At 63.3% G+C, this 18,945-nt stretch carries 14 protein-coding genes; 2 read left to right on the top strand and 12 right to left on the bottom strand.

The genetic code is table 11. The features are described 5' to 3' along the window. The first annotated feature begins 24 nt into the window (after positions 1-24). Positions 25-2,364: a PAS domain-containing sensor histidine kinase gene (locus B9A97_RS22185; protein WP_084368004.1), complete on the top strand. Its 2,340-nt coding sequence runs from the start codon at positions 25-27 to the stop codon at positions 2,362-2,364. Positions 2,365-2,392: 28 nt separating this feature from the next. Here B9A97_RS22185 and B9A97_RS22180 read toward each other — a convergent pair whose 3' ends face one another. From B9A97_RS22180 to B9A97_RS22160, 5 genes are all read right to left on the bottom strand, one after another. Further along, a complete protein-coding gene (locus B9A97_RS22180; RefSeq protein WP_084368003.1) occupies positions 2,393-4,396 on the bottom strand; it encodes a putative bifunctional diguanylate cyclase/phosphodiesterase in 2,004 nt (667 codons plus the stop codon). Between the two features lie 184 nt (positions 4,397-4,580). After that, complete coding sequence (locus B9A97_RS22175; protein ID WP_084368002.1) at positions 4,581-7,535, bottom strand: bifunctional [glutamine synthetase] adenylyltransferase/[glutamine synthetase]-adenylyl-L-tyrosine phosphorylase; 2,955 nt, start codon at positions 7,533-7,535, stop codon at positions 4,581-4,583. Between the two features lie 75 nt (positions 7,536-7,610). Beyond that, positions 7,611-9,017: a sensor histidine kinase gene (locus B9A97_RS22170; RefSeq protein ID WP_084368001.1), complete on the bottom strand. Its 1,407-nt coding sequence runs from the start codon at positions 9,015-9,017 to the stop codon at positions 7,611-7,613. A 7-nt stretch (positions 9,018-9,024) separates the two neighbouring features. Then, positions 9,025-9,756, bottom strand: coding sequence for a response regulator transcription factor (locus B9A97_RS22165; RefSeq protein ID WP_280164094.1), 732 nt, complete (start codon positions 9,754-9,756; stop codon positions 9,025-9,027). Positions 9,757-9,901: 145 nt separating this feature from the next. After that, a complete protein-coding gene (locus B9A97_RS22160; RefSeq protein ID WP_084367999.1) occupies positions 9,902-11,455 on the bottom strand; it encodes a Do family serine endopeptidase in 1,554 nt (517 codons plus the stop codon). Between the two features lie 206 nt (positions 11,456-11,661). Here B9A97_RS22160 and B9A97_RS29535 point away from each other — a divergent pair, with 206 nt between their 5' ends. Next, positions 11,662-11,922 carry a hypothetical protein gene (locus tag B9A97_RS29535; protein WP_143530657.1) on the top strand — a complete coding sequence of 87 codons (261 nt, stop codon included), beginning with the start codon at positions 11,662-11,664 and terminating at the stop codon, positions 11,920-11,922. Here the strand turns inward: B9A97_RS29535 and B9A97_RS22155 are convergent. From B9A97_RS22155 to B9A97_RS22120, 7 genes are all read right to left on the bottom strand, one after another. Beyond that, the gene (locus tag B9A97_RS22155) at positions 11,900-12,412 is read right to left on the bottom strand and encodes a cytochrome c-type biogenesis protein (RefSeq protein ID WP_084367998.1); all 513 of its coding nucleotides are present in this window, start codon (positions 12,410-12,412) and stop codon (positions 11,900-11,902) included. The two genes, B9A97_RS29535 and B9A97_RS22155, sit on opposite strands and share 23 nt — an antisense overlap. A 185-nt stretch (positions 12,413-12,597) precedes the next feature. Next, on the bottom strand, positions 12,598-14,595 hold the full coding sequence (locus B9A97_RS22145) for a heme lyase CcmF/NrfE family subunit (protein WP_084367997.1): 1,998 nt from the start codon (positions 14,593-14,595) through the stop codon (positions 12,598-12,600). After that, positions 14,592-15,041 (bottom strand): cytochrome c maturation protein CcmE, encoded by a 450-nt coding sequence (ccmE, locus tag B9A97_RS22140; RefSeq protein ID WP_084367996.1) that lies wholly within the window; start codon positions 15,039-15,041, stop codon positions 14,592-14,594. The genes B9A97_RS22145 and ccmE overlap by 4 nt, the downstream gene beginning before the upstream one ends. Beyond that, the gene (ccmI, locus tag B9A97_RS22135) at positions 15,038-16,189 is read right to left on the bottom strand and encodes a c-type cytochrome biogenesis protein CcmI (protein ID WP_084368061.1); all 1,152 of its coding nucleotides are present in this window, start codon (positions 16,187-16,189) and stop codon (positions 15,038-15,040) included. The genes ccmE and ccmI overlap by 4 nt, the downstream gene beginning before the upstream one ends. Before the next feature lie 118 nt (positions 16,190-16,307). Further along, the gene (locus B9A97_RS22130) at positions 16,308-16,736 is read right to left on the bottom strand and encodes a hypothetical protein (RefSeq protein ID WP_084367995.1); all 429 of its coding nucleotides are present in this window, start codon (positions 16,734-16,736) and stop codon (positions 16,308-16,310) included. Between the two features lie 113 nt (positions 16,737-16,849). Beyond that, positions 16,850-18,250, bottom strand: coding sequence for an ATP-binding protein (locus tag B9A97_RS22125; protein WP_084367994.1), 1,401 nt, complete (start codon positions 18,248-18,250; stop codon positions 16,850-16,852). Then, on the bottom strand, positions 18,240-18,911 hold the full coding sequence (locus B9A97_RS22120) for a response regulator transcription factor (protein WP_084367993.1): 672 nt from the start codon (positions 18,909-18,911) through the stop codon (positions 18,240-18,242). The genes B9A97_RS22125 and B9A97_RS22120 overlap by 11 nt, the downstream gene beginning before the upstream one ends. Positions 18,912-18,945 lie beyond the last annotated feature (34 nt).

Below are 18,945 nucleotides of genomic sequence, written 5' to 3'. Positions count from 1 at the left end.
ACACGAGGGATCAAGTGAGGGACGATGGATAACGCGCGGCGGGCAACCGCAGCCGATGAGCGGCTGCGTCTTCTTTTTTCGCGATGTGCGGCATTCTTCAGTTTCAACATCAAGGCAGTGGCGGCAAGCGACGGCAAGGGCGGGCGGTCCACCGAGCGGCTCGAAACGCTGCTGCGTCGCCTCATTCCAATCCTGATCATGGCCTTTCTGTCCGTGGTCGCCTTCGCGCGGGTCGTCGGCATCGTGTCGGAAAGCGCGCGCATGGAGACGGCCTTGCGCCAGTCCACGGCCCTGACGGCGGCTGCGGCGCGCGCGGCCTTCACCGCCACGCCCTTCAAGCCACTGGAGGCGAGCCGCCCCATGCTTGAAACGCAGTTGGCGAAGTTCCTGCCCCAGGATCGCCTGGGAACCGGTGCTTTCGTGCTCGTCACCAATGCCAAGGGCGACGTGTCTGCGACCTCTCCCACGGGCGCGAGCCATATCGGCAAGCCGCTCAGCCAGTTGCTGCCGGAAGTCGCCACGATCAGGCGATTTGCCGACCAGAGCGGCGTGATCGAGACGCATATTGATGGCATAAGGCATTTCGCCGTGCTGTCACCCCTGGGTGAAGACGGCGGGCTGATTGTCGCGGCGCATTCCCTGGAGGAGATGTCGAGCTATCTCAGGCGGGAAATCGCCCTGAACGTGACCTTGTTTGCCGGGATTTCGTCGATCCTGCTGGTCATCCTCTATGCCTATTTCCAGCAGGTGAAGCGCACCCGCGAAGCCGATACGGTCTTCGTTGAATCGAACATGCGTGTGGAAGCGGCACTGTCGCGCGGCCGCTGCGGGCTTTGGGACTTCGACCTGTCCAGCCGCAAGCTGTTCTGGTCCCGATCTATGTATGAGATGCTGGGCCTGCCGCCCACCAATGCGGTGCTGACCTTCAACGACGCGGCCAAGCTAATGCATCCCGGCGATGGCAATCTGTTTGCCCTGGCGCGGATCATTCGCAAAGGAGAATCCCGCCAGATCGACCAGGTGTTTCGCATGCGGCACGCCAATGGTCATTACGTATGGATGCGCGCCCGCGCCCAAGTCTTGCGCACCCAGGCCGACAGGCTGCATGTCATCGGCATCGCCATGGACGTCACCGAGCAGCATCGCTTGGCTCAGCGCTACGCCGAGGCCGACCAGCGCCTGGCGGATGCCATCGAATGCACCTCCGAAACCTTTGTGTTGTGGGACAAGAACGACCGGCTGGTGATGTGCAACGGCCATTTCCAGCAGGTCTATGGCCTGCCCGACAGTGTGCTCGTGCCCGGCACCGAGCGCAGCACGGTGAACTCTGCCTCCGCCCGCCCGATCATCCAGCGGCGCGTCGCCGATCCCGATCTCAGCGGCAATTCGCGCACGACCGAGGTTCAGCTGGCCGATGAGCGGTGGCTGCAGATCAACGAGCGCCGCACCAGGGATGGCGGCCTTGTCTCCGTCGGCACCGACATCACCCTGCTGAAGCGCCACCAGGAGCGCCTGCGCGAGCAGGAGCGCCGGCTGATGGCGACCATCGGCGACCTCTCGGCCTCCCAGCGCAAGTTGGAGCACCAGAAGACCGAGCTTTCGGTGGCCAATGCCAATTACCAGGCGGAGAAGGAACGCGCCGAGGCCGCCAACAAGGCCAAGTCGGAATTCCTGGCCAATATGTCCCACGAGCTTCGCACGCCGCTCAATGCCATTCTCGGCTTCTCCGAGATCCTGCAGACCGGTATGTTCGGCCCGATCGGCTCGCCCAAATATCTCGAATATGCCCGCGACATCCATGACAGCGGCAAGCATCTGCTGAACGTCATCAACGACATCCTGGATATGTCGAAGATCGAGGCCGGCCAGATGAAGATCAAAGCGGAGATCATCGATCTGGCGCCGTTGATCGAGGAAAGCCTGAGGCTGACCGCCATTCCCGCGGAGGAAAAGCATATCCGTGTCGAACAGCGCGTGGCTTCGGGGCTCTCGGTTGTCGCGGACCGCCGTGCGGTCAAGCAGATCCTGCTCAACATCCTCTCGAATTCGGTGAAGTTCACCAACGAGGGTGGCCGCATCGCGCTTCGGGCGCGCAAGACCGACAGGGGCGTGATGCTGTCGATCGCCGACACCGGTATCGGCATACCCCAGGAAGCCCTCAGCAAGATCGGCCAGCCCTTCGAGCAGGTGCAGAGCCAGTATGCCAAGAGCAAGGGCGGCTCAGGCCTGGGCCTTGCCATTTCGCGGTCGCTGGTCGCCCTGCATGGCGGTCGCCTGACGATCCGCTCCAGCGAGGGCCGCGGCACCGTCCTGCGGGTCTATATCCCCGATGGCATCGAGGAGAAGGTCAGGCGCCGCTACTGACTTCAGAAGGTCGCTGCCCGCCCGAAATTCAGGCCGTGCGGCGGCTCACCGTCGCTGGCCTGCAAAATGCCAGGGTCTCCGCCGCAGGCACGGGCTTCGCGAAATGGAAGCCCTGGACGGAGCGAACGCCAAGACGTTCCAGGATCGCCAGTTCCTCGCTGGTTTCCACGCCTTCGACAATGGCTTCGAGCCCCATTTCCTCGCAAAGCGCCAGGACGGACTTGACGATTTTCAGGCTCGATTCCTGCTTGTGGATCTCCCGCACGAAGCTGCGGTCCACCTTGATCTTGGAAAGCGGCAGCCGGTGCACATAGCTCAAGCTCGCATAACCCGTGCCAAAGTCATCGAGCGATATGCCGCAGCCGAGACGACGGAGCAGTTCGATCGAGGCGCGGGCCTGCTCGAAGTCGGACATCACGGCGGTTTCGGTGATCTCGAAATTGATCCGGTGTGCCGGAAACGCTCCAGCATTGACGATGCCGATCAGGCGCAACACGCTCTCGCTCGTCGCCAGATCATGCGGCGACAGGTTGAACGACAGGAAGATATCGTCAGGCCAGGTCGCGGCAACCTTCAGCGCCTTTTCCAGAAGCAGCCGGGTGATCAGCGTTATACGACCGTTGTACTCGGCGATCTGGATAAATTCGGCGGGCGATACCAGGCCGATCGTCGGTGACTGCCAGCGCGCGAGCGCTTCGAAGCCAATGCAGCGTTCCGAGGCGACATCCATGATCGGCTGGAAAACCAGCGACAGTTCCCTCTCGAGATCCGCCGCCATCAGCGTCTCTTCCACGACCTTCTGGCGGGAGAGTTCGCTTGCCTGGGCGGCGTTGAAGATCACCACGCCCGCGCGCTGATGCCTCTTTGCCGTGTAGAGCGCATAGTCCGCCCGCTCGTAGAGTTCCTGCGCCGTCTCAGCCAGCTGCCGGTCAACGGTGAAACCCAGGGAGCCGGTAACCTGAACCACGCCGCCGCCGATATTGATCCGCTGGGCAATGGCATCGCAGATCGTCGTGCCAAGCGCTTGCACGGCCGCCTCATCCGGTGCGTCGCGCAGGATGATTGCGAATTCGTCGCCCCCCAGCCGGTAGACAGACAGCGTCGGCCCGACAAATTTCTGCAGGCGATCTGCCACCTCCACCAGCACCTTGTCTCCGGCGGCGTGACCATACATGTCATTGACCGGCTTGAAGCCGTCGAGATCGATGACGCCGACGGCAAGGGTGGTCTGATCCTGCCGTGCCCTGTCGAATGCCGTCTCCAGATTGTGGAAGAAGCTGCGCCTGTTGGCGATCTGCGTCAGGCTGTCGAGATTGGCGAGCCGCAGGTTTTCGTCCGACAAGGCCTGCATAGTCTTGTTCTGGTCCTGCAACGCCTGCTGCTGCGCCAAGAGGACATGGCGCTGCTCGTTCAACTGCCGAAAATCCCGGTAATGGGTCATGAGGATCGCGATCATCGCCACGCTGACGAGAATGACGTTGACACCCGTCGCGATGAAGGTGGGTTCTCCGGACAGAACCATGAACACGAAGAATGGCGTGTTGACGATGATCGTCACCATGAACGCGGCCGACCGCAGATGCATCAGGCAGAAGATGCAGCCGATCACGGTAATGCCCATGAAGAAGGCCACGTGCGCCTTTTGATAGGGATCGCCATAGGGAAACAGCGACAAGGACCAGACCGTGCAGGCAAGCGTCATCGGCGCAGCCACGATATTGGTCGCCTTCAGCTTCCGATAGGCCTCTGTCGCATCCAGCTTGACATTGCGCTTGCGCAGCCAGCCGATGGCGCGCGCGGTGCAGAGGATCGAAAGCACGGCGGGAACATAGATCACCAGCTCAACCGGCGCCGCCTGAGCGTGGGTCGATGCCAAAGAGAGCATGTTGGTGACGAGAATGAAGTAGAGCAGAGGAACCTGCTTGGAGAAGGCTTCGAACTGCGACAGGGTCAGTTGCGGATTGTCATTGGGAACCTTGAACAGGTTGACCGCCTCACGCACAATCTGCTTCAAACTCCGAACATCCGCCATGAAACCGCAACTCCCCCGCGCCACTTCAGTGCTGTCTATCGGGAAGAGTACATCGCGCTCCGTTAAATTAGAGAGAATCCGCCAGCTAAACGGGGTTCTCCGATGCTGGCAACCGCCACTTGCCAGACGTCAGCGCACCGACTTGGTCGTTATTCGGCCAAGAACGACCGCCATCCTCCCGCTGCTAGGCCTCGACAATCCGCGAGAAGGCCTTGCGCACCGCCTTCGTCCGATGCTTCAATTCTGCCTCCAGCGCCTTGATGTCAGGCGCGTCGCCTGCGCGGCAGATAAGGTCCAACAGGCCGGCCGGCACGGTGGCCGGGTCGAAGGCTCCGTCGATGCACAGCCGCGTCACCTGCGAGAGATCAGTAAGCAGGCCCAGCGTCTTCAGGCAGAGTTCCAGGTCGTTGGGATCGAGCAGGTCAGCCCCCATGGCCTGCAGCGCCTCTGCGGTGCTCAAACCATTGGTTCGGGCCTCAATCCCATGGCCAGGTGCGATCAGGGCAAGATATTGGGCGATGAATTCGATATCGATGAGACCGCCCGGAATAAGCTTGAAGTCCCAGATGTCGCGCGGGGGTTTTTCCTTCTCGATCAGGCCGCGCATCTCCGCTACGTCGGCGGCAATCCTGGCTTTGTCACGCGCCTGGCCCAAAACTTCGGCGATGATGCGCTCGGCGTCGGCCATGAGGTCAGGATCGCCGCAGATCAGCCGTGCCCGCGACAGGGCCATGTGCTCCCAGGTCCAGGCCTCTTCCTTCTGGTATTTTTCGAAAGCCCGCAGCCGTGTGGCCACCGGCCCCTTGTTGCCGGAGGGGCGAAGCCGCATGTCGACTTCGTATAGCACCCCCTCGGCCGTCGGGGCAGAAAGGGCCGCGATCAGCCTCTGCGTCAGTCGGGTGAAGTAACGGGTCGCGTCGAGCGGCTTGGGTCCGGAGGATTCCAGATAGCCGTCGTCATGATCGTAGAGAAGGATGAGGTCGACATCGGAGCCCGCGGTCAGTTCGAAACTGCCGAGCTTGCCCATGCCGGCAAGCACCACTCGCCCGCCAGGAAATTGCCCATGTGCCGCTTCCATCTCGGTGCACACGGCCTCCAGCGCAGCAGAAATCACCAGCCCGGCGAGATCGGTGAACGCCCGGCCCGCCAAGGCGCCGCCGATGGAGCCGGTCAGCAGCCGGATGCCGATCAGAAACCGCTGTTCGGCGGCGAATATTCTGAGACGATCGAGGATTTCCTCATAATGCCGCGCGCCGGTCAGGAAGCTCTGAAGCCTCTGGGCCAGATAGTCCCTTGTCGGCAGTTCCACCATCAGGCCGGGATCCAGCATGCCATCGAAAACATGCGGCCGCGCCGCGATGATATCCGCCAACCGTGGCGCCGCGGACATGATATTGACGATCAGGTCGAGCAGTGCGGGATTGTTGCCCAGCAGGGAGAAGAGCTGGATACCGGCGGGCAGCCCGGCGATGAAGGTGTCGAAGCGCAGCAGCGCCTCGTCGGCGCGCTTGCCCTCGCCGAAGCTTTTCAGCAGTTGCGGCGTCAGTTCCGTCAGCCGTTCGCGCGCCTCGGCCGATTGCGTCGCGCGATAGCGACCGTAATGCCAGGTGCGGATCACCCGCGAGATGTCCGCGGGCCGCTCGAAACCGAGCGCCTTCAGCGTCTTCAACGTATCCGGATCGTCCTTCTGCCCGGTGAAAACCAGGTTGCCGGTCCCGGCAGACAGCTTTTCCTCCTGCTCGAACAGCCTGGCATAGCGCTTTTCCACGGTGCGCAGCATGGTTTCCAGCTCATGGGCGAAGGCCGTCGTCTCGGCAAAGCCGCACATCAGCGCGATGCGGCGCAATTCGCTTTCGCTGGTCGGCAGCACATGGGTCTGCTCGTCATGCACCATCTGAATTCGGTGCTCGACATCCCGCAGGAACCAGTAGCAGACCGTGAGCTCGCGCATCGTCGGCTCGTCGATCCAATTGGCCTTGGCCAGTTCCGCCAGCGCCGCCTCGGTGCCGCTGACGCGCAGCGCAGGCATTCGTCCGCCGGCGATCAATTGCTGGGTCTGGGCGAAAAACTCGATTTCCCTGATACCCCCGCGCCCGAGCTTGACGTTGTGGCCCTTGATGGCAATCGCGCCATGGCCCTTGTGCGCGTGGATCTGCCGTTTGATCGAGTGGATATCCGCAATCGCCGCATAATCGAGATATTTGCGGAAAACGAACGGCGTGAGCTCCCGCAGGAAACCGGCACCCGCCTCCAGATCGCCCGCTACCGGCCGTGCCTTGATATAGGCGGCCCGCTCCCAGTTCTGCCCCCGCCCCTCGTAATAGATCAGCGCCGCCTCGACCGGCACGGCGAGCGGCGTCGATCCCGGATCGGGCCTCAGCCGCAGGTCGGTGCGGAACACATAGCCGTCGCCTGTGCGCTCCTGCAGGATGCGCACCAGCCGCCGCATCATCCGGCCGAAGGTCTCTGTGGCATCCTCGGGGTTTTTCAGGATGCCGGCCGCGGGATCGAAAAACACCACGAGGTCGATATCGGAGGAGTAGTTGAGTTCATGGGCGCCGAGCTTGCCCATGCCCAGCACGATCAACCCGCTCTTTGCGGAGGGGTTATCGACATCAACAAGCGTAACCTTGCCGCTTTCATGGGCCTGGGCGAGCAGGTGGTCGATGGTCGCCGCCACGCAGGCATCGGCCATCTGGCTCAGCCATCGGGTGGTATCGCGTGCGTCGAACTGTCGGGCTAGATCCGCCATCGCCACGACATAGGCGAGTTTTCGCTTCGTGCGGCGCAACCGCGTCATCAGTTCGGCCTCGGGCACCGTCCCACCGGTTTCGCCACGCCAAGCCGTGCGCGCGGTCTTCACCAGTTCCTCCAGCAAGGGCACCAGCGGCTCTTGCATCGCGTCAACCAGGATCGCGGGATCGAGCGCCGTCACGTCGCGGAGATAGGGAGAAAGCGTGAGTGCGGCGGTCACAAAAGCCTTGAGCGGTGTGTCGCTCGCCAGGAGATCGGCTATTGCCTGATGTTGGCGGCCCGCGTCCTTCAGCAGCGCCAGCACCGCCTTGTTCTCCGTCTGGCTCAACGGCCGCAACACGTCAGGACCGACATCCGCCAGCCGCAATTCCTGCCTGTCAGCCATATAGTCCAGCCTCCTGCCCCAAACTCCCACAGCTCGCGGCTCTCCCGCTCCGCGAATCTGTACTCGGGGTGCAGGTTAGGGCTTGGCCGCCGGAAAGACCATGGTCGCCGTCAGGCCGCGACCTTCGTCAGCGCCCGGCACCGTGTCGGAAAGCTCAAGCCGGCCGCCATGCAGGTCCATGACCGCCACGACGAGAGACAGCCCCAGCCCCGTTCCCGGCTTGGAGCGGCTGGCGTCCAGCCGGACGAACCGTTTGACCACGTCCTCCCGGCGGTCGGCAGCAACGCCCGGGCCATGGTCGGCGATGGAAAGGCAGACTTCCCCGCCGCGGCGAACAAGGCTGAGCTTGATCTCCGGGGTTTTCGCCCCGTCGGCATATTTGATGGCGTTGTCGATCAGGTTGGTAATGGCCTGGCCGATGAGTTCGCGGTTGCCATGCACCATCAGCCCCGGCGCGATCTCGGTTAGCAGTTCCTGCCCAGCCTCTTCCGCCACGGGCTCGTAGAGTTCGGCGCTATCGGCCGCGATCGCAGAGATGTCTATATCGGTGAGTTCGGCAGCAATGGAGCCCGCCTCCACGCGAGAGATCATCAGCAGCGCGTTGAAGGTGCGGATCAGTTGGTCGGATTCGGCTATGATGCCTTCCAAGGCGGCCCGTCTTGCCGTTTCGTCCTGCTCGGCCAGTCCGTCGGCCGCCTTGTTGCGCAGCCGTGTCAGCGGCGTCTTCAGGTCATGGGCGATGTTGTCGGACACCTGCCGCAAGCCCTCGTTCAGCTTCTCGATCCGGCCGAGCATGTCGTTGAGCGAACCGGACAGGCGGTCGAACTCGTCGCCGGAACCGCCGATCGGCAGGCGCTGGGAAAGGTCGCCGGCCACGATCTTCTTGCTCGCCGCCGACATCCGGTCGATACGCTTCAGGGCGTTGCGGCCGATGCCGAACCAGATCAGCAGCGCGCCCACACCCATGATTGCCAGCGCCACCATCAGGGCATTACGCACCAGCAGCCGGAACTTCGTCGGCTCGCCAAGGTCGCGTCCGATCAGCACCCGCAGGCCGTTATCGACCTGGAACACATGCGCCGTCGCCAGGTGCCGGCGGGTATCGCCGTTGTCGGTGTAGCGTTCATAGCGAAAGGGAAACTCGGTCCAGCCGTCGCGCGCCAGCACGCCCGGCTGCACCGAGGCGACATTGCCGGCCAGGATTTCGCCCGCCGGGCCTGCAATGACATAGAGATTGGCGCCCGGCTGCCTGGCGCGCCGTTCCATCATCCTCAGCATCTGGTTCATGCCGCCATTGCCATAGGCGCGCTGCACCTCCGCCACTTCGGTCTTCAGCGAATCGCGCGTCTGCTGGTTCAGCAAGCGCTCCGACAGCGCAGTGACATAGAAGACGAGGAAGGCGGCGCAGAGTGCAAACAGCAGGATGTAGAGCGCCGACAGGCGCACGGCCGTGGACTTGAACAGGACAGACAGGCGGCTCATCGAAACTTCAGCCTTCGTCCTTGATCATGTAGCCGGCGCCGCGAATGGTCTTCAGCAGCGGCCTGTCAAAGTCCTTCTCTATCTTGGAACGCAGCCGCGACACATGCACGTCAATCACATTGGTCTGCGGATCGAAATGATAGTCCCACACATTTTCCAGCAGCATGGTGCGGGTCACCACCTGGCCGGCATTCTTCATCAGATATTCAAGCAGCCGGTATTCCCGCGGCTGCAGCAGGATTTCCTTGCCGGCCCGGCGGACCTCGTGGGACAGCCGGTCGAGTTCCAGGTCTCCGACCCGATAGACCATGTCCTGCTCGGGCGCGCCCTTGCGCCGGCCAAGCACTTCCACCCGCGCCAGAAGCTCGCTGAAGGCATAGGGCTTCGGCAGGTAGTCGTCGCCACCGGCCCTGAGCCCCGTGACGCGGTCATCCACCTGGCCAAGCGCCGAGAGAATCAGCACCGGCGTGTTGATCGAGCGCTTGCGCAACTCGCTGATCACCGACAAGCCATCGCGGCGCGGCAGCATGCGGTCGATGACCATGACGTCATAGCTGTTTTCCGAGCCCATGAAGAGGCCGCTCTCGCCATCGCTGGCGTGATCGACGACGATCCCGGCCTCGCGAAAGGCTTTCGTCATATAGGCTGCGGCTTCCAGATCGTCTTCGATGACCAGTATCTTCATGCGCGGGACAATAGCCTCGCCAGGCGCACTCGTCCAACCGGATTCGGCTGGCATTGCAGGTCCTGTTGCGGATGTCGTCATGGCGTGTTCTCTCGAAACGAATGAGGCGCCGCGCGGCTCTCGCCGACACGACGCCCCATCGAGTGGCTTGGGCCTGGCCAATCCCGGGCGAGGCGGCGCCCGGGATTGGCTATGTGGCTCAGCCCTGGTTGATGGGAAGGGCGACGAAGCGGCTGCCGTTCTCGGCCTCGATCTGGAACAGCGCGCGGGTGCGGCCTTCCTTCTTCGCCTGGTCGATCACCTTGGCAACGTCGGCTGCCGAAGACACCTGCTGGTTATTCACCGAGGTGATCTTCTCGCCGGTCTTGATGCCCTTGTCGGCAGCGTCCGAGTCCGGATCGATGTCGACGATCGAGAGGCCCTTGCCGTCCTCGGACGGGGTTACGCTAAGCCCAAGGCTGGCCAGTGCCTGCTCAGTCGGGGCAGCACGGTTTTCGGGCTGGTCAGGCGTTTCGGCAGCAGCCCGCTCTTCGGCCGGCAGGCTGCCGAGGTCGACCTTCACGGATGTCGCCTTGCCGTCGCGCCACAGCGAGACGTCCACCTGGGAACCAGGCGCGAAGCGGGCAATGCGCTTGGCCAGGTCGCGGGGATCCTTGACAGGTTCACCATTGACGGCCGTGACGACGTCACCCTGCTTGATGCCCGCCTTCTCGCCCGGCGATCCGGCCTGCGGTGCCACGACCAGCGCGCCACTTGCTTCGGCCAGGCCGAGGGATTCGGCGATGTCCTTGCTGACAGGCTGGATCTGCACGCCGAGCCAGCCGCGCGATACCGAACCGTCCTTCATCAGGTCGGCGACCACGTCCTTTGCGACCGCTGCCGGGATCGCGAAGGCGATGCCTACATTGCCGCCCGACGGCGAGAAGATCGCGGTGTTGATGCCGACGACCTCACCCTTGAGGTTGAAGCCGGGACCGCCGGAGTTGCCACGGTTCACGGCCGCGTCAATCTGCAGGTAATCGTCATAGGGACCGGAGCCAATGTCGCGGCCGCGAGCCGAGACGATACCGGCGGTCACCGTGCCGCCAAGGCCGAAGGGGTTACCGACGGCCACGACCCAGTCGCCGACGCGGGCGCCGTCGCCTTCCGCAAACTTGACATAGGTGAACTTGCGGTCGGGCTTGTCGACCTTCAGCACGGCGAGGTCGGTGCGGCTGTCCTTGCCGATCAGCTTGGCATCGAGTTCGGTACCGTCATCCATCACGACGACGAAGGCCGCGCCGTCATCGACCACGTGGTTGTTGGTAACGATATAGCCATCCTCAGAGATGAAGAAGCCCGAGCCCTGCGAGGTCGGGCGCAGGCGTCCCTGGCCATGCGGACCCTGGCCGCGCGGACCGGGACGAGCCTCATTGCCAGGACCGCCGAATTCGCGGAAAAAGCGCTTCAGCGGATGATCATCCGGCAGGTCGTCAAAGCTGCGGCCGCCGAAGTTGAAGCTGAAATTGCTGTCGTCGGAGGAGGCCGGCTGCACGTTGCTTTCGACGCGCACGGAAACGACGGCCGGCTTCACGGCATCGACCACGTCGGCGAAGCTCGGGATCTGCGGCGCGGTGACCGCTACAGGCTCGGCATGGAGGGGCGATACGATCGCAGGAAGCGCGCCAGCGAAGAGCACGGCCGCGAGACCGGCCGCAGTCGTGGTCTTCAGGATCGTGGTGAGCGAGGAACGTCCAGTCTTGATCTTAGGCATCGTTTGTTACCTTCATCATCTTTGCATTATTGCCGGAAATCGGCGGCGGTGGATGATGCAGATATAGGATGCGACACCTTACTAGGAACTGTCCGATCGATGAAACTTTCGTAATGTTGGCCGAAAGCTTTTGGCAAGGTGGAAGGCATCCACGGGCTGCGCGCTACCCCATCGGCCAACCGTGTCGCCGGGTTGCCCTAAAGTTTATGCAACAGGAAACCGACGGCGACAGCCGCCGTCAGGCCGCTGACAAAGTTACTTTTCGTCATGCCGGACTTGATCCGGCATCCAGCAGCGGCGCGTCTGCGCCGCAGGAAGAGTTTATTGCGATCAAAGACTTGATCGCGCTGGAAGCAGGCTCAGAGGCCGGTGGTAAATGTTTTGCCTATAGACGTTCTGGAACGAGCCTCAACGACTTTTTTGCCAGCGGTCTGAGTGTTCGGATCACTCGTCGAGAAGCGCCTTGAGGCGAGCCTCTTCCTCGTCCGAGAGCTTGGCGATGGCGCCAGCCTTCTGCCGGCGACGGGTGAAGAGAAACATGGCGGAGGCACCGGCAACCGCCAGCACGACCGGCGCCGACCACAGGAGCAGCGTCCGTGTCGAGAACCGCGGCTTCAACAGCACGAACTCGCCGTAGCGCGACACGACATAGTCGATCACCTGTTCGTCGGTCTCGCCCTTCACGATCCGGTCGCGCACCAGCAGGCGAAGGTCGCGCGCCAGTTCGGCATTGGAATCATCGATCGACTGGTTCTGGCAGACCATGCAGCGCAACTGCGCCGAAAGCCCCCGCGCGCGTTCCTCCAGCACGGGATCGGCCAGGATCTCGTCCGGATTGACGGCATGGGCTGCGAGCGGCGAGAGGAGGAGTGAAAGCAACAGCAATGCGGCCTGGAGCCACGACTTGCCGCGGCCTCCAGTCCTGCCATGTCCAGTATTCCTAGTCGCTCCGAGCATACCCCCCTCTGTCCTGCCGGACATCTCCCCCTCAAGGGGGGAGATCGGATAGATGCCGCCCTTGCGACCAACACTGCTGTCGGTGAGGGCCGAAGCGTCGGCCACGCGCCGATCTCCCCCCTTGAGGGGGAGATGTCCGGCAGGACAGAGGGGGGTACCCAAACTCCAAAGCTGATGCCAAACCCTCACTCTGCAGCCTCCAGCCCACCCGGCATTGCCTTCACCGGCTTCGCCTTGCGGCTCGGCGCACCCACTCTCAACCGCCGATCGGAGAGCGAGACAAACCCGCCGACCATCATGATCAATGTTCCGCCCCAGATGCAGAGGATGTAGGGTTTCCACCAGATACGCACGACCATGCCGCCGCCATCCATGGGGTCACCCAGCGACACGTAGAGCTGGCTCAAGCCGAAGGTCAGGATGCCGGCTTCCGTCGTCGGCATGCGCCTTGCGGTGTAAAGCCGCTTGGACGACCAGACATCGCCCACCTCGACGCCACCCTGGCGCACGGTGAAATGTCCCTGCTCCTCGGTATAGTTCGGGCCGATGGCCGAGCGCAGTCCGTCGAAGGTCAGGCTGTAGCCACCGGCCTCCGTCGTCATGCCCTGCTTCATCTCGACCACGTTTTCCGTTTCGAAGGTCGTGACCGCCACGATGCCGAGCACCGTCACGCCGAAACCGAAATGTGCAAGCGCCGTGCCGAAGGCCGAGCGCGGCAGGCCTTTCAGCCGGCGAAGGGCGATAGAGAAGGTCTGCTTGCCGAAACCGGCGCGGTACCAGAGGTCCGCAATCGCCCCGAACATCAGGAAGAAGCCGGCCGCCAGTCCGGCCACGGCCATCACGGGCCCGCCGTTTTCGGCATAGTAGAGCGCCAGACCCACCACCAGCGCCAGCGCTGCCGCCACGTAAAGCCGCTGCATGGCTCCCAGCACATCACCGCGCTTCCAGGCGAGCAGCGGCCCAAACGGCAGGGCGATCAGGATCGGCGTCATCAGCAGGCCGAAGGTCAGGTTAAAGAACGGCGCACCGACCGAAATCTTCTCGCCGGTCAAGGTTTCCAGCACCAGCGGATAGAGCGTGCCGACCAGCACCGTGGCCGCAGAAACGGTCAGGATCAGGTTGTTGAGAACGAGCGCGCCTTCGCGGGAAATCGGCTGGAACAGGCCTCCGCTCTTCAGCGTCGGCGCCCTCAGCGCAAACAGGGCAAGCGCCCCGCCGATGAAAAGACAGAGGATTGCCAGGATGAAGATGCCACGGCTTGGATCAGTGGCAAAGGCATGAACGGATGTCAGCACGCCCGAGCGCACCAGGAAAGTTCCGAGCAGCGACAGCGAGAAGGTGAGGATGGCAAGCAGCACCGTCCAGATCTTCAGCGCCTCGCGCTTTTCCATCACCACGGCCGAATGCAGGAGCGCCGTACCGGCAAGCCAGGGCATGAAGGAGGCGTTTTCGACCGGATCCCAGAACCACCAGCCGCCCCAGCCCAGCTCGTAATAGGCCCAATAGGAGCCCATGGAGATGCCCGCCGTCAGGAAGGTCCAGGCCGCCAGCGTCCACGGCCGCACCCAGCGCGCCCAGGCCGCGTCGATGCGGCCCTCGATCAGTGCCGCGACGGCGAAGGAGAAACAGACGGAAAAACCGACATAGCCGAGATAGAGCAGCGGCGGATGGATCGCCAGCCCGATATCCTGCAGCACGGGATTGAGGTCGCGGCCTTCCGCCGGCACCGGACCGATGCGGATGAAGGGGTTCGACGTCAGCAGGATGAAAAGCAGGAAAGCCGTGGAAATCCAGGCCTGCACCGACAGCACATTGGCCTTCAGGCGGCTTGGAAGATTGCTGCCGAACCAGGCCACCAGCGCGGAAAACAGGGTCAGGATCAGCAGCCACAGAAGCATCGATCCTTCGTGATTGCCCCACACGCCGGAGAACTTGTAGATCGCCGGCATCAGCGAATGGGAGTTCTCCCAGACATTCTGCACCGAGAAGTCGGAGACCATATAGGCGTAGGTGAGCACGGCGAAGGAGAGCAGAACCAGCGCAAACTGCGTGAGCGAACCGGTCACACCGACGGACATCATCGCCTCGTCGCCGCGACGCGCGCCGATCAGCGGAATGAGGGAAACCACGAGACCCGTGGCCAGCGCCAGCACCAGGGCGTAATGTCCGAGTTCGATGATCATTGCGTGGCCCCCTCGCCCTGCCAGATGCCGTCTTCTTTCAGGCGGTCGGCCACTTCCTTCGGCATGTAGTTCTCGTCATGCTTGGCAAGCACGGTATCGGCCACGAAGGTCTGGCTGCCGGGCTCGAAGCGCCCTTCCGTCACGACGCCCTGTCCCTCGCGAAACAGGTCGGGCAGGATCCCGGTATAGGTCACGGGCACGGTCCCGCCGCCATCGGTCACGGTAAACCTCACGGTCGATCCCTCGCCGCGCACCACGGAACCATCGCCGACCAGTCCGCCCAGGCGGATGCGGGTGCCGGGTTCCACCGGCGTCTTGGCGATATCGGAGGGCATGTAGAAATAGGCAACCGCCTGCCCGAAGGCGAACATCACCAGGAACACGGCGATGATGATGAAGCTCATCCCGCCGGCAATCACCGCCAGCCGTTTCTGCTTGCGTGTCACTTCAGTGCCTCCTCGGCCGGTAGTCCCAGTTCCCGCGCCAACGCCACCAGTTGCCCGCCCCGCTCGCTATCGGCCGGGAATACGCCCAGACCGGTCTTCAGCGCGGCCATTGCCTGGTCCGTCTCCTTCAGCATGGCATAGGATCGCACCAGACGCATCCAGCCTTCGAAATTATTGGGTTCTTCCTTGAGCTTGGCGTCCAGATTGGCCACCATGCCGCGGATCATGTCCATCTGCTGCTCGGGCGTCATCTGCTGCGCGGCCGCCACGTCCTCGGCGCTCGGCCCGCCCAGCGCGGGTGCCGTCGCAACCGGCGGCGCCGCACCCGCCAGCGGGCCGCCGCCGTTCTTGGCGATATGCTGGGCCACCAGGGGCTGCCAGGGTGCATCGGGGGGAGAATTGCGCGCCAGCGTCTCGAAGGCGGCCTTAGCCTCGCTTGCCCGTCCGGCCTGCTCCAGCCCCAGCGCCAGATAGAATTGCGCCTTGGGATGGGCCGGATCGACCTTCAGCGCGTTTTCAAAGGCCATGCGGGCGTCATCGGTCACCACGCCGTCGGCATTGGTCACCAGCACCTCGGCAAGGCCAGTCAAGCGCTCGGCGCTCGGCCCTAAGATCCGCAGCGCATTGCGATAGGCCATTTCCGCATCGCCCAGGCGCATGGCCTTGAAATAGATCGGCGCCAGCACGTCCCAGCCATTGCCGTCACCGGGGTTCTGCGCCAGGTGCCGCTCGGCCTTGGCCACCAGCAGATCCATGTTGTCGCCGGGGTTTTCCAGCCGCGCGGCCAGCGGTGCGGCCGGCGTTCCAGGGCTCCCCGTCAGCAGGTAGAGCCCGAGGCCAACGGCCGGCAACAGCACGACCACGAAGGCCTCGACTAGGGGATGGCGCCGGCGGGCCGCGGCACTCGCCTCGCCCTGCCTGTCGATCGCCAGCAGCCGGCGTCCCACTTCGGCACGCGCATAATCGGCATCCTCGGCGCTGATCAGGCCGGAGGCCTTGTCACGTTCGATTTCGGCCAGTTGATCCCGGTAAACGGCTGCCTCGCCCGCCGCACGTTCGGTGGCAACCGCCGAACTCCTGGTCAGGGGCAGCAGGAGGGCGATGACGACGACGACCGTCAAGACGGCGATAACGATCCAGAACAGCATGAAGCCCAATTAAAGTAAGCAGCGACCCAATCCAACAGCCAAAGGCGCGCTCGCGAGAATTTGAGGCGATTGGCCGCACGGCTTCTGAGTATGCCGATGTTAGCGCCGCAACCTTGACTTAAGTCAAGGGCGTCCAGGTTCCATTGTCATTTCGGCAGGCCGCGCCGCGGGCGGCAAGCTCTCGGCCACCCGAGACGATCTTGTGGGAATACTGCCGGCAGTTCTGCGAGCCGACCTGGTAGGGCGCCGCGGCCACCACTTCGCCTGACACGCTGGAGCCCTGCCAGACAATCGGCTGGCCGCCGGCGGCAGCTTCCAGGGCGCGGTATTCCGCCTCAAGCGCCCGCTGCTTTTCGCTGCCGCTCAGCTCCAAGCCCGTGCGCGACACGATCCCGCCCTGAAGGGCTGCGATATAGACGGCTGAAGACGAGGCCTTGCGACCGCCAAACAGGCCGCTGCTGCTGGTACCACCTGATGTGGTGGTACATCCGCTCAGAAAGGCTACGGCCAGCAGTGCCGGAAGGATGCGAAGACGTAGCTTTGACATTCAGGCTTTTCCCGATTCTCCAGGCCGTTTCGCGCCATGGCGCATGCCTGCCTAGCTGCGGCAAGCACATGGCATCATTATGGCCAGAACTTTCGTTTTCTCAATGATTCCAGTCATACAATATCACGGGAGATCGCCGGGAGAAGTAGGCTTGCCTTCAATCCGCCGCCGCCCCCGCGCGAAAGAGCAAAACTGCCCTGATATTCAGATGTGATTTCCGAGACGATGGAGAGACCAAGACCGGTGCCCGGACGACTTTCGTCCAGACGGCGGCCACGCTTCAACGCTTCGACAATCTGCTCCGGCTCCAGCCCCGGGCCATCATCCTCGATGACGACCTCAAGGAACTTGCGCCGCACCGCCTCGCCGGCGCCGTCCGGTGGCGAGGCCGGGACGACCTCGATGCTCACGCGGTTCTTGGCAAAACGAGCGGCATTCTCCAGGAGATTGCCGATGGTTTCCTCCACATCCTGCTGCTCCATGGCCAGCGTCGCCTCGGGTGCGGCGATCTTCAGGTCGAAAACCGTATCGGGGTTCAGCCGTCGCATCACCCGCACCAGCCGCTCCAGCACGGGCTGCACATCGGTGCGGGCCAGCACGGTATCGCGTTGGGCGGCGATCCGCGCCCGGTTCAGATAGGAGGCCACTTGCGCCTGCATCGCCTCGGCCTGTCCGCGCACCACGTCTCCGTGGCCCTTGTCCAGCACCCGCGATTCGTTCAGCAGCACGGCAATCGGGGTCTTCAGCGAATGGGCAAGATTGCCTACCTGCATGCGGGCACGCTCGACGATGCGGCGGTTGCTGTCGATCAGCGCATTGATCTCGTTGGCCAGCGGCATGATCTCGCGGGGAAAATCGCCTTCGAGCCGTTCCGACTCGCCGCCGCGGATTTTTTCGAGCGCACGCCGCGCATGGTCGAGCGGACGCAGGCCGAAAATGATGCCGATACCGTTCATCACGAGGCCGCCGAGGCCGAACACGGTAAGCGCGATGTAGATACGCTGCGAGAACGCCGCGATATCCTCCTCGACCACCGTCAGGTTGCCGGCCACGCGAAACCGCGCCGCCTCGCCGGCGGAATCCAGCACCACCTCGGTTTCGGCCACGCGCACCAGATTACCGCGCGAATCGCGCAGGGGATAGAACCGCTCGTAGCGGTCATCGAAGGGAAGTCCGTCGAGGTCGGGAACCGGCAGCACGTCGGTTCCAAGCGAGGTGGAAGAAAGAGGTGCTGCATTCAGGCCGGGCAAGGGTTCGATCAGCCAGTACCAGCCGGAGCCCGGCTGCGAGAACCGGAGATCGCCCAGCTGCGGGCTGCCCGAAAGCTCGCCCTTGTCATCAACAGAAATCGCGTTGATGACGTTGTAAAGCTGCGCTCGGAGCAGGTTGTTGAAAGACCGCTCCGCCCCCTGCCGATAGAGGGTCGAGATTACCACCGCGATGGTCACCAGCGCCACTGCCGACCACAGGGTGGCCAGCAGCAGAACGCGTGCGGTAAGGGACCTAACCGCCATCGGCAGGCGCTTGCATGCGATAGCCGAGGCCGCGCACCGTCTCGATCATGTCAAGGCCGATCTTCTTGCGCAGCCGCCCAACAAAGACCTCGATCGTGTTCGAATCCCGGTCGAAATCCTGGTCATACATATGCTCGACCAGTTCGGTCCGCGAGACCACCTCGCCCAGGTGATGCATCAGATAGGAGAGCAGCCGGTATTCGTGGGAGGTGAGCTTCAGCGCCTTGCCATCCACCGTGGCCTTGGAGGCCTTGGTGTCGAGACGCACCGGGCCGCAGGTGATCTCGGAACTCGCATGGCCCGCCGCGCGGCGGATCAGCGCCCGGATGCGCGCCAGCACTTCCTCGACATGGAAGGGTTTCGTCACATAGTCGTCGGCGCCGGCGTCGATGCCCGCCACCTTGTCGCTCCAGCGGTCGCGGGCGGTCAAAATCAGCACCGGCATGGTGCGTCCGCCGGCCCGCCATTTCTCGACAACGGTAATGCCGTCCATTTCGGGCAGGCCGATGTCGAGGATCACGGCGTCATAGGGTTCCGTGTCGCCTAGAAAATGGCCTTCCTCGCCGTCATGGGCATGGTCCACCACATAGCCGGCTTCCTGCAGCGCCTCGACGAGCTGTCGGTTCAGATTGATGTCGTCCTCGACAACCAGTATTCGCATTCGGGCCCCCGGTCCTTCAAGCATTCCACATTGC

Origin of the sequence: Rhizobium sp. RU36D (assembly GCF_900176345.1) — a bacterium.
Taxonomy (GTDB): Bacteria; Pseudomonadota; Alphaproteobacteria; order Rhizobiales; family Rhizobiaceae; genus Allorhizobium.
This window is presented reverse-complemented; position numbering and strand designations above follow the sequence as displayed.

Coding starts and splice junctions, on each gene's coding strand:
- B9A97_RS22185 (WP_084368004.1), top strand. CDS start 25: ATGGATAACGCGCGGCGGGCAACCGCAGCCGATGAGCGGCTGCGTCTT.
- B9A97_RS22180 (WP_084368003.1), bottom strand. CDS start 4,396: ATGGCGGATGTTCGGAGTTTGAAGCAGATTGTGCGTGAGGCGGTCAAC.
- B9A97_RS22175 (WP_084368002.1), bottom strand. CDS start 7,535: ATGGCTGACAGGCAGGAATTGCGGCTGGCGGATGTCGGTCCTGACGTG.
- B9A97_RS22170 (WP_084368001.1), bottom strand. CDS start 9,017: ATGAGCCGCCTGTCTGTCCTGTTCAAGTCCACGGCCGTGCGCCTGTCG.
- B9A97_RS22165 (WP_280164094.1), bottom strand. CDS start 9,756: ATGCCAGCCGAATCCGGTTGGACGAGTGCGCCTGGCGAGGCTATTGTC.
- B9A97_RS22160 (WP_084367999.1), bottom strand. CDS start 11,455: ATGCCTAAGATCAAGACTGGACGTTCCTCGCTCACCACGATCCTGAAG.
- B9A97_RS29535 (WP_143530657.1), top strand. CDS start 11,662: ATGCAACAGGAAACCGACGGCGACAGCCGCCGTCAGGCCGCTGACAAA.
- B9A97_RS22155 (WP_084367998.1), bottom strand. CDS start 12,412: ATGCTCGGAGCGACTAGGAATACTGGACATGGCAGGACTGGAGGCCGC.
- B9A97_RS22145 (WP_084367997.1), bottom strand. CDS start 14,595: ATGATCATCGAACTCGGACATTACGCCCTGGTGCTGGCGCTGGCCACG.
- ccmI (WP_084368061.1), bottom strand. CDS start 16,189: ATGCTGTTCTGGATCGTTATCGCCGTCTTGACGGTCGTCGTCGTCATC.
- B9A97_RS22130 (WP_084367995.1), bottom strand. CDS start 16,736: ATGTCAAAGCTACGTCTTCGCATCCTTCCGGCACTGCTGGCCGTAGCC.
- B9A97_RS22125 (WP_084367994.1), bottom strand. CDS start 18,250: ATGGCGGTTAGGTCCCTTACCGCACGCGTTCTGCTGCTGGCCACCCTG.
- B9A97_RS22120 (WP_084367993.1), bottom strand. CDS start 18,911: ATGCGAATACTGGTTGTCGAGGACGACATCAATCTGAACCGACAGCTC.